Below are 15,333 nucleotides of genomic sequence, written 5' to 3'. Positions count from 1 at the left end.
TTAAATCCAGCGGGCATGATAGCGAATTGTCGCTATGCTTGCATTGTTAATCGGGAGAGGAATTCACAGTGCGCATTGGCATTGATTTAGGCGGAACCAAAACGGAAGTCATCGCGCTGAGCGACCAGGGAGCGCAGCTATTTCGTCATCGCCTGCCTACGCCAGGGGGCGATTATCGCCAGACGATAGAGACGATAGCCTCGCTGGTCGAGATGGCCGAGCAGGCTACCGGGCAGAGCGGCACGGTCGGCATCGGCATCCCCGGATCGATTTCGCCCTATACCGGCGTGGTCAAAAACGCTAACTCAACCTGGCTCAACGGTCAGCCGTTTGATAAAGACCTTAGCCAGCGTCTGCAACGGGAAGTTCGTCTGGCCAACGATGCCAACTGCCTCGCGGTGTCGGAAGCGGTAGACGGCGCGGCGGCCGGGGCGCAAACGGTATTTGCGGTGATTATCGGCACCGGCTGCGGTTCAGGCGTGGCGCTTAACGGACGCGCCCATATTGGCGGCAACGGTACGGCGGGCGAGTGGGGGCACAACCCGCTGCCGTGGATGGATGAAGAGGAACTTCGCTATCGCGCTGAAGTACCGTGCTACTGCGGCAAGCAGGGCTGTATTGAAACCTTTATCTCCGGTACCGGCTTTGCGACCGATTACCGGCGGTTAAGCGGTCATTCGCTAAAAGGCAGCGAGATTATGCAGCGCGTGGGCGAGCGGGATCCGCTGGCGGAGCTGGCGCTGAGCCGCTATGAGATGCGGCTGGCGAAGTCGTTGGCTCACGTGGTTAACATCCTCGATCCGGACGTTATTGTGCTTGGCGGCGGAATGAGCAACGTTGACCGTCTCTACCAGACGGTGCCGAATCTGCTAAAACCATGGGTATTCGGCGGTGAATGCGAGACGCCGATTCGCCGGGCGGCGCACGGGGACTCCAGCGGCGTGCGCGGCGCGGCCTGGCTGTGGCCGCTGTAATCATCAACCGCTGCGCGGCCTGAACGGCGCAGCGGGTATCCCGTGGATTACCGGTCCGGGATCTCCTCCAGGCTGTAGTAAATCGACAGCCCCCTTTTTTTGCCCTCCTCAATATCCAGGTCCGCTCCGCGGGATTCGCCCGGCATGCGCAATATAGCGTCGCAGCGGCTAATGACACGGTGAGCGACCGGGTAGAGATATTCCTCGCTAATCGCATCGCCAATTTCCGTTGAACCCGCAGCTTTGGCGATGGGCAGAGCCAGCCATTCGCCGACCACGGGGATATGCCCTTTCTGATAAACGCGTAGCGCAACCTGGGCCATATTGTTCAGGTTAGCGTCGATAAGTTCCGCGCGATTGTGGGTGCCGCTGCGTACCGGGCCGGCAATCAAAATAAGTAAGCTTTTCATGGTTAAGACCTTCTTAATGGGCCAGAGGGGATGGGACGATGCTGCCGGAGGCTGCAGCACGCCCTCAGAAAAAGTTATGAATGCACGTTTTTGCACGAAATGATGTGGTTAAAATAATAAGCACGGTTTTTATGCATGATTTCGCCTGAAGCTCATCGTTAAAGCAATGAATTTAAACTTATCATGCAAATTCGTGCAATATCAAGATTTATCGTGGATGCTGAGCCCGGGCAACGGCGCGACCTCTCCCGTGGGGGAGAGGCTTGAAGACAGGTGCGGAGGGGGAAATTTATTCGACGGCGAAAGCTTTATCGAGACGGCTATAGCCCAGCCCGTTGATTTTTTTAACTTTAATTTGCACAGGAATGCGCTCTTTCATCGCCTCAACGTGGCTGATGACGCCGATAATCTTGCCGCTGGCGTTGAGCGCGTCCAGCGCATCCAGAGCGGTATCCAGGGTTTCGCTGTCCAGAGTGCCGAAGCCCTCATCGAGAAACAGCGAGTCTATCCGCGTTTTATGGCTCACCAGATCGGAGAGCGCCAGCGCCAGCGCGAGGCTCACGAGGAAGCTCTCGCCGCCGGACAGCGTCCGGGTGTCGCGCACCGCGTCCGCCTGCCAGGTATCGACCACTTCCAGCTCCAGGGCGTCGCTGGCTTTGCGTTGCAGCAGATAGCGGCCGTGCAGGCGGTTGAGCTGATGGTTGGCCAGCCACACCAGGTTATCCAGCGTCAGGCCTTGCGCAAACTTACGGAATTTATCGCCCTCTCTGGAGCCGATAAGCGCGTTCAGCCATCCCCAGTCTTCCACTTCCTGCGCAGCGCGTTCCATCTGCTGGCGTAACGACTGCTGACGCTGCTGGTTTTCTGCATTCTGCTTCAGCTGCTGGCGAATCTCTCCCTGACGGGCGCTGTTTTCCCGCAGCAGCGTCGTCAGCTGCTGAAGCTGTTCCTGTACCCGCTCAAGAGGCTGGCTGATATCCGTTTCCGCCGGCGGCTGCTGGCGGTGGTTATCCAGCGCCTCGCGGGCCCGCATCGCCAGCGCCTGATTCTGCTGTAGCGTACTTTCCAGCGTCTGCTTCAGGCGTTCAAGGCGCCGGCGCGTCTCCTCATCGAGCAGCGCGGCGAGAAACGCCTGCTGGTCAGCGAACGGGCTGGCGGCCAGCGCCGCGCTGAACTGCGCTTCGCTCTCTTTCAACTGAGCCTGCTGCTGGCTCTCCTGCTGCCCCAGGGTTTGCCACTGGCTCTGAAGCGCGAGGCAGTCGTCGTGCACCTGGCGCCAGCCGTCCAGCGGCGCGGGTTCCGCCGCTAAGTCCGTTTCCGGCAAGGACTCCAGCAGCGGGGTCAACTGCTGAAGCTGTTCCTGCAGGGCGATCAGTTCGTTCTGTTTGGCCTGCCAGCCGCGGGTCTCGTCTTCCCGCTGCGCCAGCCAGCCTGCGGCCTGCTCTGCTGCCGGTAAACTCAGCGCAAATGCGGCCAGTTCAGCCGCCAGCGCGGCGCTGCGCTGCGCTTGTTCCTGCTGGAGCTGCTGGAGCTGCTGCTGGCACTCCTGCTGCTGGGCCTGCCAGGCCAGACGCTGCTGATGCTGATACAGCCGCTGTTCATGCTCCTGCTGCGCGTTTAGCCAGCCGGGAATGTCATCCTTTGGCGTCAGGTCGATATTTAATCCGGCGATCGTCGCCTGCCAGCGTGAGGTAAGCGCTTGCTCCTGCTGCAGAAGCGATGCTTTCTCGGTGGCCTCTTTCTGCTGCTGCTTAAGCAGGGCGTCCAGCTCGCCGCGCACCAGGGCGCCGGCCTCCGCCAGCTGTTTGACTTCGCGCTCAAGCGCATCGCGCCGCGCCTGATTTACGCCGGGAACCAGCGCCTGATACTCGGCGACGGCCGGATGCTGCGCGGAACCGCAGAGCGGACAGGGGGAACCGGGCTGCAGGCGGGCTCGTTCGGCCTCCAGGCCGGCAATGCGCGCTTCCATTTCGCACAGGGCTTTGACATCGCTAAACTGCTGATTCTTCTCTTTATAGGCCTGACGGCGCTGGGCCAGGGTGGTTTCCAGCCGCTCCTGCTCCTGCTTACTGGCCTGCCCGGCGGCATGAAGCTGTGATAATCGCTGGCTCAGCGGCTGCAGCTGGCCATGCAGGGCCGCGAGCTGCTGGCGCAGAGCGCGCGCCGCGGCGTGCTGCGCGAGGCCGGCGCTGACCTGCTCAGCATCCAGCGCCAGCCCGTCGGGCGGCAGTTCGCCCAGCCGGCGGCTGGTTTCCGCCAGACGCTGCTGCAGAGCGGCTTGCTGCTGCGTATCGCGGGCCTGCTGCTGGAAAGCGGCCCGCCAGCCCGCCAGCGCATTGCCCCATCGCTGGTAGCGGTCGTGCTCTTTTAGCCATGCGGCGAGCGTTTGCTGGTGGTTCTGCAGGCGTTCAGATTGCTGCCGGGCGGCGAGGCGAATCCCCGCCCGCAGCCGCAGTCGTTCATGTAAGCGAGTATTTACTTCTTCTCTCAGATTGCGGGTTTGCGCCAGCGCGGCGATTTGCTCCTGTTGACGCGTCCACTGCGGGCGTAGCTGCTCCGCGGGCTGGGCATTCAGCAATACGGTAAGCTGCGGTTGCGCCTGCTCCAGCGCAGCCTGCGCTTCGCGTAGCGCGGTTTGAGCCTGCCGATCTTCTGCCGTCAGCTCTGCGCCGCGTACCAGCCACTGACGGGCATTTTGCAGGCGGGTTTGTTCGCTAACCTGCTGTTTTTCTTCATCAGTAAGCGCTTGCAAACGTTGTTGGAGCGCCTGCTGCTGTTCGTCGCTCAGCAGCAGCACGCCGGAGGCCTGGGCCTGAATTTTCTCCAGCTCGACGCGGGCCTGCTTATGCTTTTCAAAGACCTGTGCCGAAATCTGGCCGTAAATCTCGGTGCCGGTCAGCTCCTCCAGCAGCTCGGCGCGTTCTTTCGGTTTCGCGTTCAGGAAGGCGGCGAACTGCCCCTGCGACAGCAGCATCGAGCGGGTGAAGCGGCCATAGTCCAGGCCGGTGAGCGAGGCGGTCAGTTCCAGCTTATCTTTGACCTTATCGGCGAGGATCTTGCCGTCCTCGCAGCGCGCCAGCTCGACGCGCGGAACCTGCAGGTTGCCGTCCGGCTGGTTTCGCGCCCGGTTCTGGCTCCAGAAGGCGCGGTAGGCGATGCCTTTGACCTCAAACTCCACTTCCGCCAGGCATTCGGCGGTGTCGCGGGTCATCAGATCGTTCTGCGATTGCGACACGCTGCTCAGGCGCGGGGTTTCGTGATACAGCGCGAGGCAGATAGCATCCAGCAGGGTGGTTTTTCCGGCGCCGGTTGGCCCGGTAATCGCGAACAGTCCGTTGCTGGCGAAGGGCTCAGCGGTGAAATCAATTTTCCATTCGCCTTTAAGTGAATTGAGGTTTTTCAGGCGTAAGCTGAGTATTTTCACAGGCGATCCTCACCGTTCAGGCTATGCAGCGTTTCATTAAAGAGCTGTTCCAGGCGCTGCTGCTGCGTCGCTTCCAGCGTTTCCAGCGCCAGACGGCGGGCGAAGACGTCCTCCACCTGCAGTTCGCTGAGGGTCTCGCGCTGAGCGCCGGCCAGAATGCGATCGCGCTGGGCGCGGCTGCGGCGTACCAGCAGCACTTCTACCGGCAGCGTTTCGGTCTGCGCCTGGATTTTACGTTGGATATCATGCATATATTCGTCGCTGGTGACTTCGATATCCAGCCACGCTGAGGGCTGCTGGTCGTTATTCTGCCATTGGTTTAGCTGTGCGCTAATGCTGGCGAAATCGCCCTTCAGGACCGCCAGCGGCTGGGTGACGGGGACGATAAGCGGCGTGACGTCCGTCAGGCAGCCGTTAGCGAAAGTGACCAGATTGACGCTCTTATTTTTCCCGGTTTCGTCAAAGCTCAGTGGGATGGGCGAACCGCTGTAGCGGATATGTTCGCAGCCGCCGACCACCTGCGCCCGGTGAATGTGGCCGAGCGCGATATAGTCAGCGGGCGGAAAACGGCTCGCCGGGAAGGCGTCCAGCGTACCGATATAGATTTCGCGAACCGCGTCGCTTTTGCTGGCGCCAACGGTGGTTAAATGGCCGCTGGCGATAATCGGCAGCGCCCGGTCGCCGCGCAGTTCGCAGGCCAGCTGGTACTGCTGCTGGTAGTAGTCGCTGATGGCGCTGAGCAGCAGCTGCTGCTTTTCGCCGCCAGAGTGCCCGGCCTGGCTGGTCACCAGCTCACGCGGGCGCAGGAACGGTACCGGACAAAAAATCGCCCCCGGCGTACCGTCGCGCAGCGGCAGGATAAAAGGGGCGTGGCCGGCATTGGCCACCACCGTCGTATTCAGGAAGGCGAGAATGTCTCGCGACTCGTTGAGGGTGGCGACCGAATCGTGGTTTCCCGCCAGCACCACCAGCCGGCAGCGGGTCTGCTGCAGCTGAACGACAAAGCGGTTATACAGCTCGCGCGCGTAGCTCGGCGGTGAGCCGGTATCAAAAATATCGCCCGCAACAATAATGGCATCGACGTCATGCTCCTGCGCGCTGGCCAGCAGCCAGTCGAGAAACGCCTGATGTTCGGCGGCGCGACTTTTGCTGTAAAAATTTTGCCCAAGGTGCCAGTCAGAGGTGTGAAGGATGCGCATAGTTGTTCCATAGCAAAAAAGCGTAAGCGGCATTATATACCCGTCATCCTGCAAGTTGCTTATGCGTTGGCTACGTCCAGCCACCTGGTTACCTGTACTTGTGGGGAGTGAAACCTGAATTATTGGGGGGATAACGCCGCTCTTCGCTGAGTTAAGTCCGTGTCACAATTCGAAATCCGCGTTCATCTGGCGGTCATTTTTTTCATAAATCTGTCATAAATCTGACGCATAATGGCCGCGCACTTCTATACTGATGGCTAAAAAATACAGGGTAAATAATGGCGAGAAGAATTCTGGTCGTTGAAGATGAAGCTCCAATCCGCGAAATGGTTTGCTTTGTTCTGGAGCAAAACGGCTTTCAGCCCGTCGAGGCGGAAGATTTTGACAGCGCGGTCAATCAGCTCAATGAACCCTGGCCTGATTTGATCCTCCTTGACTGGATGCTGCCGGGCGGGTCGGGTCTGCAGTTTATTAAACAGCTCAAGCGTGAAGCGATGACCCGCGATATTCCGGTGGTGATGCTGACCGCCCGCGGCGAAGAGGAAGATCGCGTCCGCGGCCTGGAGACCGGCGCCGATGACTACATCACTAAGCCGTTTTCCCCGAAAGAGCTGGTGGCGCGAATTAAAGCCGTGATGCGGCGCATTTCGCCGATGGCGGTGGAGGAGGTGATTGAAATGCAGGGGCTGAGCCTCGACCCCTCTTCGCATCGCGTCATGACCGGCGAAAACCCGCTGGATATGGGGCCTACGGAGTTTAAATTACTCCACTTCTTCATGACGCACCCGGAGCGAGTCTATAGCCGCGAACAGCTGCTGAATCACGTCTGGGGAACCAACGTTTATGTCGAAGACAGAACGGTAGACGTGCATATTCGCCGTCTGCGCAAAGCGCTGGAACATAGCGGCCATGACCGGATGGTACAAACGGTTCGCGGTACGGGATATCGTTTCTCCGCCCGTTTCTGAATGCTGACAGGAGTGTGAACCGTGCTGGAACGGCTGTCATGGAAAAGGCTGGCGCTTGAGCTTTTCTTGTGTTGTATCCCGGCCCTGATCCTCGGGGCGTTTTTAGGTTACCTGCCGTGGTTTTTATTGGCGGCAGTGACCGGTCTTCTTGTCTGGCATTTCTGGAATCTGATGCGCCTGTCGTGGTGGCTGTGGGTTGATCGCAGCATGACGCCGCCGCCGGGCAGCGGCAGCTGGGAGCCGCTGCTTTACGGACTGCACCAGATGCAGATGCGTAATAAAAAGCGCCGCCGTGAGCTGGGAAGCCTGATTAAGCGCTTTCGCAGCGGGGCGGAGTCTCTGCCGGATGCGGTGGTGCTGACCACCGAAGAAGGGGTGATGTTCTGGTGCAACGGTCTGGCCCAGCAGATCCTGAATCTGCGCTGGCCTGACGATAACGGGCAGAACATCCTTAACCTCTTGCGCTACCCTGAATTTGCCAATTATCTGAAATACCGCGATTTTTCCAAACCGCTCAATCTGGTGCTGAATAACGGCCGTCATCTTGAAATTCGCGTGATGCCCTATAGCGATAAACAGCTGCTGATGGTGGCGCGCGATGTCACGCAGATGCACCAGCTGGAAGGGGCGCGGCGAAACTTTTTCGCCAACGTCAGCCACGAACTGCGCACGCCGTTGACGGTGCTGCAGGGGTATCTGGAGATGATGCAGGAGCAGGTGCTGGAAGGGGGAACGCGCGAAAAAGCGTTGCACACCATGCGTGAACAAACCCAGCGCATGGAAGGACTGGTTAAGCAACTGCTGACGCTGTCGCGAATCGAAGCCGCGCCGGTACTGGCGATGAACGATAAAATCGATGTGCCGATGATGCTGCGGGTGGTCGAGCGCGAGGCGCAAACGCTAAGCCAGCAGAGGCAGGTGCTGCATTTTTCGGTCGATGAATCGCTGAAAGTACTGGGTAATGAAGAACAGCTGCGCAGCGCCATTTCCAACCTGGTCTATAACGCGGTCAACCATACGCCGCCGGGAACGGACATTACCGTAAGCTGGCAGCGCGCGCCGCACGGAGCGTTGTTCAGCGTCGAAGATAACGGGCCGGGCATCGCGCCGGAACATATTCCGCGTCTGACCGAGCGTTTCTACCGGGTGGATAAAGCGCGTTCAAGGCAGACCGGCGGCAGCGGTCTGGGGCTGGCGATCGTCAAACACGCCGTCAGCCATCACGATAGCCGCCTCGAAATTGAGAGTACGCTGGGGAAAGGCACCCGCTTTAGCTTCCTGTTACCGGAACGTTTAATTGCCAAAAATTGAGCCCGAGCGGCCGGGTGTCAGAATAACTTGCCAATGACCAGCTTCGGCTGGTCATTTTCCTTTGCAGCGCAATCACAGCTGCGTAATTAACGAACGCTCGCTGCTTTTTTGTTCGCATGATAAGCCAGATGTTTTCTATCCATCAGGTAAATAATTCTACGCATCAAAATAGAGTTAGCATAATCATCTGCTTTTGCGATCCCTCCTTGCTTTAAAACGTTATAAGCGTTTAAATTGCCCCCCTACGGTCGCAGACAGACTGTTTTTGCGTGGTAATTCAAAAAACAATTCTTTTCCACGCCGCTTTGGGAGCATATCCCGCTGAGTTTACTGACAATGGCCGCTGTATCATCCCCAGGGGAAAGGCGCGGTATTTATCCGTTTTTACAACACCACATCCACAGGCTGTAATGAATTTATGACCCATCAGTTAAAATCTCGCGACATCATAGCGTTGGGCTTTATGACCTTCGCGCTGTTTGTCGGCGCAGGCAATATTATCTTCCCCCCAATGGTTGGCTTACAGGCCGGCGAACACGTCTGGAGCGCGGCCATTGGCTTTCTGATTACCGCCGTGGGTCTGCCGGTGCTAACGGTCGTGGCGCTGGCAAAAGTCGGCGGCGGCGTAGAGAGCCTGAGCACGCCGATTGGTAAAGTCGCCGGTATCCTGCTGGCGGTCGTCTGCTATCTGGCCGTAGGGCCGCTGTTCGCGACCCCGCGTACCGCGACCGTCTCTTTTGAGGTGGGGATTGCGCCGCTGACCGGCGACGGCCCGCTGCCGCTGCTGATTTACAGCATTATCTATTTTGCGCTGGTGATCCTCGTTTCGCTCTACCCGGGCAAGCTGCTGGACACCGTGGGGAATTTCCTCGCGCCGCTGAAAATTATCGCCCTGATTATTCTCGCCGTGGCGGCAATCGTCTGGCCTGCCGGTCCGCTGAGCCACGCGATGGAAGCCTACCGCACCGCGCCGTTCTCTAACGGCTTCGTCAACGGCTATCTGACCATGGACACCCTCGGGGCAATGGTCTTTGGTATCGTGATTGTCAACGCCGCGCGTTCTCGCGGGGTGACCGAAGCCCGCCTGCTGACCCGCTACACCGTCTGGGCTGGCCTGATGGCCGGCGTGGGCCTGACGCTGCTGTACCTGGCGCTGTTCCGTTTAGGTTCCGATAGCGGCACGCTGGTGGAGCAGTCCGCTAACGGCGCGGCGATTCTGCATGCTTACGTCCAGCACACCTTCGGCGGCGCGGGAAGCTTCCTGCTGGCGGCGCTGATCTTTATCGCCTGTCTGGTGACGGCGGTGGGCCTGACCTGCGCCTGCGCGGAGTTCTTTGCCCAGTACCTGCCGTTCTCCTACCGTACGCTGGTGTTTATCCTCGGCCTGTTTTCGATGGCGGTCTCCAATCTCGGCCTGAGTCACCTGATTCAGATTTCGATTCCGGTGCTGACGGCTATCTATCCGCCGTGTATCGCACTGGTTGTATTAAGCTTTACCCGCGGTTGGTGGCATAATTCGTCCCGCGTAATCGCCCCGGCAATGTTTATCAGCCTGATGTTTGGTATCATTGACGGCATTAAAGCGTCGGCGTTTGCAGAGATGATGCCGTCCTGGACCGCGCGTCTGCCGCTGGCGGAGCAGGGTCTGGCCTGGCTGATGCCAACCGCCGTTATGGTGGTGCTGGCGGTTATCTGGGATCGCGCAGCGGGACGTCAGGTGACATCCAGCGCGCACTAACCGACGCTTTACACAGGTGTTTAACCACGGGACTTCAGGTCCCGTGGTTTTTTGTTTTTTTGGTCACCCTCCTTTGTTCTTTGCCCCCGCGAAGGCCAGAGGAGAAAAACGGCATGGAACACGATGGAAAGTAGTAACAAGCTTAAGCGCGGGCTAAGTACCCGGCATATTCGCTTTATGGCGCTGGGGTCGGCAATCGGTACCGGCCTTTTCTATGGTTCGGCTGACGCGATTAAAATGGCGGGGCCGAGCGTTCTGTTGGCTTATATTATCGGCGGCGCCGCGGCCTACATTATCATGCGCGCGCTGGGCGAGATGTCGGTGCATAACCCGGCCGCCAGTTCATTCTCGCGCTACGCGCAGGATTATCTTGGCCCGCTGGCGGGCTATATCACCGGCTGGACCTACTGTTTCGAAATTCTGATTGTCGCCATCGCCGACGTCACGGCCTTCGGTATCTATATGGGCGTCTGGTTCCCGGCGGTACCGCACTGGATCTGGGTACTCAGCGTGGTGCTGATTATTTGCGCCGTCAACCTGATGAGCGTGAAGGTCTTCGGCGAGCTGGAGTTCTGGTTCTCCTTCTTCAAAGTCGCCACGATTATCATCATGATCCTCGCTGGTTTCGGCATCATTATCTGGGGTATTGGCAACGGCGGGCAGCCGACGGGTATCCACAACCTCTGGAGCAACGGCGGCTTCTTCAGCAACGGCTGGCTGGGGATGGTGATGTCGTTGCAGATGGTAATGTTCGCCTACGGCGGGATCGAAATCATCGGTATCACCGCCGGCGAAGCGAAAGATCCGGAGAAATCCATTCCGCGCGCTATTAACTCGGTGCCGATGCGTATCCTGGTGTTTTACGTCGGGACGCTGTTTGTGATTATGTCTATCTATCCGTGGAACCAGGTGGGGACCAACGGCAGCCCGTTCGTACTGACCTTCCAGCATCTCGGCATCACTTTTGCCGCCAGCATCCTGAACTTTGTGGTGCTGACCGCTTCGCTGTCGGCGATTAACTCCGACGTCTTTGGCGTGGGGCGTATGCTGCACGGCATGGCGGAGCAGGGCAGCGCGCCGAAAATGTTCGCGAAAACCTCCCGTCGCGGGGTGCCGTGGGTGACGGTGACGGTGATGACGATTGCCCTGCTGTTCGCGGTCTATCTTAACTACATTATGCCGGAGAACGTCTTCCTGGTGATCGCCTCGCTGGCGACCTTCGCCACCGTCTGGGTGTGGATTATGATCCTGCTGTCGCAGATCGCCTTCCGTCGCCGCCTGCCGCCGGAAGAGGCGAAGGCGCTGAAGTTCAGGGTGCCTGGCGGGGTCGCGACCACGGTGATTGGCCTGCTGTTCCTGGTCTTTATTATCGGTCTGATCGGCTACCATCCTGATACCCGCATCTCGCTGTACGTTGGCTTTGCGTGGATTCTCCTGCTGCTGATTGGCTGGCAGTTTAAAACCCGCCGCGAGCGAAAACTGGCGAAAGCCTAGTCATTTTCGTTCTCTTCTTGCCGGATACGCACGGGCTATCCGGCAAGCTATCCCTCCACCCCCGCCATCCTCCCCCAATAATTCTGCCGATGATGAGTCATACGCCAGTACGCTGTGGCAAGGTGTGCCCATTCTGCAAAGAGAGGAATAATGATGTTGAAGGCATGGCACCTCCCGGTTGCTCCGTTTATTAAGGAACAGCAGGAACGACTGATTATTACGCTATGGTTAAGCGGCGACGATCTGCCGCCGCGGGTCACGCTGCGCGCGGAAGAGGACAACGAAGAGCTGTCGCTGCCGATGCACCGCCTGCGGCAGGAGCCGCATCCGGGCGTGGTGGCGTGGCGCGGGGAAATCAGCCTCGTTAACGGGCAGCCGCGTCGCCGCTACAGCTTCAAGCTGCTGTGGGCCGACCGCCAGCTGTGGTTCACGCCGCAGGGGTTCAACCGCTTTCCGCCGGCGAGGCTGGAGCAGTTTGCGGTCGATCTGCCGGACAGCGGACCGCAGTGGGTAGCCGATCAGGTATTTTATCAAATCTTCCCTGACCGTTTTGCCCGCAGCGAGTCTCGCGAAGCGGGACAGGATGCGATTTATTACCATCACGCCGCCGGTCACGACATCGTACGCAAAGCGTGGGATGAACCGCTAACCGCCGAGGCGGGCGGCTCCACCTTTTACGGCGGCGATCTCGATGGTATCAGCGAGCGGCTGCCGTACCTGAAGCAGCTTGGCGTAACGGCGCTGTACCTGAATCCGGTATTTGTCGCCCCCAGCGTGCATAAATATGATACCGAGGATTATCGTCGCGTTGATCCGCAGTTTGGCGGCGATGCGGCGCTGCTGCGCCTGCGCCACCATACGCAAAAAGAGGGAATGCGTCTGATCCTCGATGGCGTGTTCAACCATAGCGGCGATTCGCATGCCTGGTTCGACCGCCACCAGCGCGGTAGCGGCGGTGCCTGCCATAACGCCGATTCGCCGTGGCGCGACTGGTATAATTTTTCCCCCGAGGGCGTTGCCCACGACTGGCTGGGATACGCCAGCTTGCCTAAGCTGGACTACCGGTCGTCGACGCTGATCGATGAAATCTATGGCGGGGAAGATAGTATCGTGCGCCACTGGCTGAAAGCGCCATGGAGCATGGACGGCTGGCGCCTGGATGTGGTGCATATGCTGGGCGAAGAGGGCGGGGCGCGCAATAACCTGCGCCATATCGCCGGCATTACCCAGGCGGCGAAGCTGGAGCGGCCGGACGCTTTCGTGTTCGGTGAGCATTTCGGCGACGCGCGCCAGTGGCTACAGGCCGACGTTGAAGACTCGGCGATGAACTACCGCGGCTTTACCTTTCCGCTGTGGGGCTTTCTCGCGAACACCGATATCTCCTACGATCCGCAGAAAATCGATGCGCAGACCTGTATGGCGTGGATGGATAACTATCGCGCCGGACTGTCGCACCAGCAGCAGCTGCGGATGTTTAACCAGCTCGATAGCCACGATACCGCGCGCTTTAAGTCTCTGCTCGGCAAAGATGTTGCCCGCCTGCCGCTGGCGGTGGTGTGGCTATTTAGCTGGCCGGGCGTGCCGTGCATTTACTACGGCGATGAAGTGGGCGTGGATGGCAATAACGATCCGTTCTGCCGTAAGCCGTTCCCGTGGGATCCGGCTTTGCAGGATGGCGCTCTGCTCGAACTGTACAAGCGGATGAGCAAGCTGCGTAAGGCCAATCAGGCGCTGCGCTACGGCGGCTGTCAGGTAATTTATGCCGAAGATAACGTGGTGGTGTTCGCGCGCGTCTATAAGCAGCAGCGCGTGCTGGTGGCGATCAACCGCGGCGAAGCCTGCGAGGTGGTGGTGGAGGATTCGCCGCTGCTCGACGTCACCGGCTGGCAGCTGAAAGAGGGCGCCGGGGCGCTACACGACGGCGTGCTGACGCTACCGGCGATCTCCGCCAGCGTCTGGTTTAGCCGCTAGTCGTAGAGCTGGCCCAGGCTTTCACTTTGCAAAATGGCCTCGCGCCACCAGCGCTGGGCCAGCCCGTCGTTGCCGCTGCGCCAGGCCATATAGGTGATATCTTTCTCGCGGCAGGAGATGACGGCCTTTTCGACCAGCTCGCCTTTTTCCAGCCACGGCCGGGCAATGTGGCGCGGTAAAAAGCCGCAGCCCAGCCCGGCGCGCAAGAGTTCGACTTTACTGGCGAAATCATCGACGCGGATTTGCGGCTGCTCGTCGAGCAGGTTGCTGTTGAGCGGATGGCAGTAGCGGGCGCTGTCGCTGATAACCACCGCGCGATGCAGGCTGAGCTGCTTGTTGGTCAGCGGTTGGGTTGTTTCCGCCAGCGGATGCCCCGGCGCGATGACGAAAATATTGTCCATGGCGCCGAGCATTTTCCACGACCACTCGGCGGAGGTCGGCGGTTCATTGATCGCCCCGAGAATAATATCCGCGCCGTTGTGGGTGAGCTCTTCCCACGAGCCCGCAAGGGTATGGTGGGTAAAGTTAAGGCGGGTTTGCGGATGCTGGGCGTAGAACGCGTCGATCAGCGGCAGCAGCGCGCTAAACGGGAAAGAGTCATCCAGGGCGATTGCCAGATCCCGCTCCCAACCGGCGCTGAGCTGCACCGCCTGCTTTTCCAGATCTTTGGCGGCATTCAGCAGCAATCGGCCTTTCTCCAGCATCATTCTGCCCGTATCGGTAAATTTTGCCCGGTGCCCGGAGCGATCCAACAGAGTGATATTCAGATCGTTTTCCAGCTTTTGAATCATGTAGCTCAGCGCGGCAGGGGTTTTAAATAGCGATTCTGCGGCGGTGGCAAAAGAGCCATGTTTGTCCAGCGCGTCGAGAATCAACAGGACATCAAGGTTCAGGCGCATGCGTCAGCTTCCGGTAAAAAAGAGTGCCCCCGTTTTACCGGAGCGCCCTGTTCAATTCCAGTGAATAATTTAGAACGGTTAACCGTAAAAATTTGATAAACATAATTTCGCCCATCTTGTAATGGTTAATCGAATAGCCATTACTTTTCGCTTTGGAAATAAATCAGAAAAAAATCTTTAATAACTCGTTAGAAATTACTGACTATACTCACCATGCTTTATCAGTCAGGATCCAGACAGCACAACGGAAACGGTAGTATCTTTTTAACTCATTGATTAACAGGATATGTTATGTCTATTCGTGAACTGATCGATCCCTCAAACTCAGCGCTTATTTTTATTGACCACCAGCCGCAAATGTCTTTTGGCGTAGCCAATATTGACCGTCAGACCCTGAAAAATAATACGGTAGCCTTAGCCAAAGCGGGCAAAATTTTTAATGTTCCGGTGATTTATACCTCAGTAGAAACCAAAAGCTTCAGCGGCTATATCTGGCCGGAACTGCTGGCCGTACATCCTGATGTGAAACCTATTGAACGTACCTCAATGAATTCCTGGGAAGACGCGGCTTTTGTTGAAGCGGTAAAGGCGACCGGACGCAAGAAACTGATTATTTCCGCACTGTGGACGGAAGTCTGCCTGACTTTCCCGGCGCTGATGGCGCTGGATGCGGGCTATGAAGTTTACGTGGTGACCGATACCTCCGGCGGCACCTCGGTTGATGCCCACGAACGCTCCATTGACCGTATGGTGCAGGCCGGCGCGGTGCCGGTAACCTGGCAGCAGGTGCTGCTGGAGTACCAGCGCGACTGGTCGCGTAAAGAGACGTATGACGCGGTGATGGACCTGGTGCGCGAGCACAGCGGCGCCTACGGGATGGGCGTGGATTACGCTTATACCATGGTGCACGGCGCGCCAGAGCGTAAAGCTTAAATACACTTCATC

General features: G+C 58.6%; 11 protein-coding genes. 7 read left to right on the top strand and 4 right to left on the bottom strand.

Annotated features, from left to right (window positions below):
- The first annotated feature begins 68 nt into the window (after window positions 1-68).
- The gene (mak, locus tag ACESQ2_RS01530) at window positions 69-974 is read left to right on the top strand and encodes a fructokinase (RefSeq protein WP_046877012.1); all 906 of its coding nucleotides are present in this window, start codon (window positions 69-71) and stop codon (window positions 972-974) included.
- A 47-nt stretch (window positions 975-1,021) separates the two neighbouring features.
- Here the strand turns inward: mak and ACESQ2_RS01525 are convergent, their stop codons facing one another.
- From ACESQ2_RS01525 to sbcD, 3 genes are all read right to left on the bottom strand, one after another.
- Window positions 1,022-1,384 carry an NUDIX hydrolase gene (locus ACESQ2_RS01525; RefSeq protein WP_014228145.1) on the bottom strand — a complete coding sequence of 121 codons (363 nt, stop codon included), beginning with the start codon at window positions 1,382-1,384 and terminating at the stop codon, window positions 1,022-1,024.
- A gap of 289 nt (window positions 1,385-1,673) precedes the next feature.
- Window positions 1,674-4,808, bottom strand: a complete 3,135-nt coding sequence (gene sbcC, locus ACESQ2_RS01520; protein WP_046877011.1) for an exonuclease subunit SbcC — start codon at window positions 4,806-4,808, stop codon at window positions 1,674-1,676.
- Window positions 4,805-6,007 (bottom strand): exonuclease subunit SbcD, encoded by a 1,203-nt coding sequence (sbcD, locus tag ACESQ2_RS01515; RefSeq protein ID WP_014228147.1) that lies wholly within the window; start codon window positions 6,005-6,007, stop codon window positions 4,805-4,807. Before sbcD ends, sbcC begins: the two co-directional genes overlap by 4 nt.
- 278 nt (window positions 6,008-6,285) lie before the next feature.
- Between sbcD and phoB the strand changes: the two genes are divergently transcribed.
- The 5 genes from phoB to malZ all read left to right on the top strand — a co-directional run bounded on the left by phoB (window position 6,286) and on the right by malZ (window position 13,489).
- On the top strand, window positions 6,286-6,975 hold the full coding sequence (gene phoB, locus ACESQ2_RS01510) for a phosphate response regulator transcription factor PhoB (protein WP_004099401.1): 690 nt from the start codon (window positions 6,286-6,288) through the stop codon (window positions 6,973-6,975).
- A 21-nt stretch (window positions 6,976-6,996) separates the two neighbouring features.
- Complete coding sequence (gene phoR, locus ACESQ2_RS01505) at window positions 6,997-8,286, top strand: phosphate regulon sensor histidine kinase PhoR (RefSeq protein WP_004848171.1); 1,290 nt, start codon at window positions 6,997-6,999, stop codon at window positions 8,284-8,286.
- Between the two features lie 418 nt (window positions 8,287-8,704).
- Window positions 8,705-10,024, top strand: coding sequence for a branched-chain amino acid transporter carrier protein BrnQ (gene brnQ, locus ACESQ2_RS01500; protein WP_025107191.1), 1,320 nt, complete (start codon window positions 8,705-8,707; stop codon window positions 10,022-10,024).
- Between the two features lie 123 nt (window positions 10,025-10,147).
- A complete protein-coding gene (gene proY, locus ACESQ2_RS01495; RefSeq protein WP_014228149.1) occupies window positions 10,148-11,518 on the top strand; it encodes a proline-specific permease ProY in 1,371 nt (456 codons plus the stop codon).
- Between the two features lie 153 nt (window positions 11,519-11,671).
- Window positions 11,672-13,489: a maltodextrin glucosidase gene (gene malZ / locus ACESQ2_RS01490; protein ID WP_368767841.1), complete on the top strand. Its 1,818-nt coding sequence runs from the start codon at window positions 11,672-11,674 to the stop codon at window positions 13,487-13,489.
- On the opposite strand, the gene ACESQ2_RS01485 is transcribed toward malZ, so the two are convergent.
- Window positions 13,486-14,388, bottom strand: a complete 903-nt coding sequence (locus ACESQ2_RS01485; RefSeq protein WP_004129645.1) for a LysR family transcriptional regulator — start codon at window positions 14,386-14,388, stop codon at window positions 13,486-13,488. The two genes, malZ and ACESQ2_RS01485, sit on opposite strands and share 4 nt — an antisense overlap.
- Window positions 14,389-14,679: 291 nt before the next feature.
- Between ACESQ2_RS01485 and ACESQ2_RS01480 the strand changes: the two genes are divergently transcribed.
- Window positions 14,680-15,321, top strand: a complete 642-nt coding sequence (locus tag ACESQ2_RS01480) for a hydrolase (protein WP_004848179.1) — start codon at window positions 14,680-14,682, stop codon at window positions 15,319-15,321.
- The last annotated feature ends 12 nt before the right edge of the window (window positions 15,322-15,333 follow it).

Source organism: Klebsiella sp. Q11, from assembly GCF_964241505.1.
Taxonomy (GTDB): Bacteria; Pseudomonadota; Gammaproteobacteria; order Enterobacterales; family Enterobacteriaceae; genus Klebsiella; species Klebsiella michiganensis.
Note: the sequence above shows the minus strand (reverse complement) of the source record. Positions and strands in the feature narration are given on the sequence as shown.